3 protein-coding genes are annotated in these 1,192 nt (G+C 68.0%); all 3 read right to left on the reverse strand.

Annotated features, from left to right (window positions below):
• Positions 1–145: 145 nt before the first annotated feature.
• From ACFWBF_RS37350 to ACFWBF_RS37360, 3 genes are read right to left on the reverse strand one after another with little or no spacing between them, the layout of a single operon-like run.
• The gene (locus ACFWBF_RS37350; RefSeq protein WP_272919104.1) at positions 146–280 is read right to left on the reverse strand and encodes a hypothetical protein; all 135 of its coding nucleotides are present in this window, start codon (positions 278–280) and stop codon (positions 146–148) included.
• Positions 277–414 (reverse strand): hypothetical protein, encoded by a 138-nt coding sequence (locus tag ACFWBF_RS37355; RefSeq protein WP_385457987.1) that lies wholly within the window; start codon positions 412–414, stop codon positions 277–279. Before ACFWBF_RS37355 ends, ACFWBF_RS37350 begins: the two co-directional genes overlap by 4 nt.
• A gap of 23 nt (positions 415–437) precedes the next feature.
• Positions 438–614 carry a hypothetical protein gene (locus ACFWBF_RS37360; protein ID WP_161122796.1) on the reverse strand — a complete coding sequence of 59 codons (177 nt, stop codon included), beginning with the start codon at positions 612–614 and terminating at the stop codon, positions 438–440.
• Positions 615–1,192 lie beyond the last annotated feature (578 nt).

The raw sequence follows: 1,192 nt of genomic DNA on the forward strand, positions 1-1,192 counted from the left end.
CAACTCGTCCTCCTGTGTCCTGTGCTGTCGTGCGCCGTCGCCGGTCGGCGGCGGCTGAGTCCCCCCGGGCGGGATTCGATCCCGCAGCATCGCGCATGGGCCGGAGGGCGCAGTGGCCTGCCCCTAGGGGTGCACTTCTGCGGCGTTACTTCTTCTTGGCCTTGGCTTCCTCGGCCCTGCGCCGTGCCTCGTCGGCACTCCGCGAGGCTGCCTGCGCTGCTGCGATGCGGTCCCGTGCAAGCTGGTCGGCGGCCTGCTGATCCTTACGGGCGGTGCTCATGAACGGCCCCCCTTGCCCTTGTTGGTGTCAGTGGGGGTGCCGGGCACCGGCTTGGTCGGCGCGGGGAAATATCCGCCGCGCGACGCCTGATAGGTCGTCTCATGGGCGCTCAGGTCCGTGCGCTCCGTCTTCATCGGCATGGTGCGGCGGAGTCCCATCAGGCACCCCCGACCAGCAACGGGCGGGGGGCGGGGATGGTGGCGCTGAGCCAAGATGCCTCAGGCTCGAAGCCGCGCCGGTTGTCCTCGCGCTCCTGGCGCTCGATCTCCTCGGCCAGTCCGGCGCACGGCCGGACCATGATGATCACACCTTCGGGCGTGACGATACGATCCATGCGGATCGCCCTCCTATGCATGTAGGTGGGTGGTCAAGGCCCTCGGTAGGTGTTCCAGCACCTCCGGGGGCCGCCCCGTTTCCGGGGTGGGCTCCACCATGACACAGAAACCACAGGCGGTGCAACCAACACACAGGCGATTGTTTTAGCTATGCTCTTCCACATGGAGATCCCCGAAGAGCAGCAGGCGACGGCGCTACGCGCTGTCGCGGAGGCAGGCGACCGACGCGCCCGCCTACTGGATGAGGCAGCACGCATCCTGGCCCAAGAGATCAAGCCGCACGCCGTGGAGGCAGCACGGCTCGGTGCAGGCCGGAACCGGATTCGCGAACTCGCCCGCGTCGGCCCTAGCGTCCTCTACAGATGGCTCGAAGAGGCCGGAATTCCCGTGCGCCCTAAGCGGCCAGCCTCGCCTCGATGGCCCGACCGGAGCTAGGCCGGCCACCACCTCACAACCGGGTGAATCTCCAGCGTCCGCACGGGGCGTAGTGTCACCCGCACCAAACGTAAATGCCCGCCGTGACTCCATCGGGACTGCAATCCCTCAGGCGGCGGGCGACCCTACACAGGTCTCCGGC

The organism is Streptomyces sp. NPDC060028 (assembly GCF_042736725.1).
In the GTDB taxonomy this organism is placed as follows: Bacteria; Actinomycetota; Actinomycetes; order Streptomycetales; family Streptomycetaceae; genus Streptomyces.

Bases quoted from the DNA above. Each gene is read 5' to 3' on its own strand.
- ACFWBF_RS37355 (WP_385457987.1), bottom strand. From the start codon at position 414: ATGAAGACGGAGCGCACGGACCTGAGCGCCCATGAGACGACCTATCAG.
- ACFWBF_RS37360 (WP_161122796.1), bottom strand. From the start codon at position 614: ATGGATCGTATCGTCACGCCCGAAGGTGTGATCATCATGGTCCGGCCG.
- ACFWBF_RS37350 (WP_272919104.1), bottom strand. From the start codon at position 280: ATGAGCACCGCCCGTAAGGATCAGCAGGCCGCCGACCAGCTTGCACGG.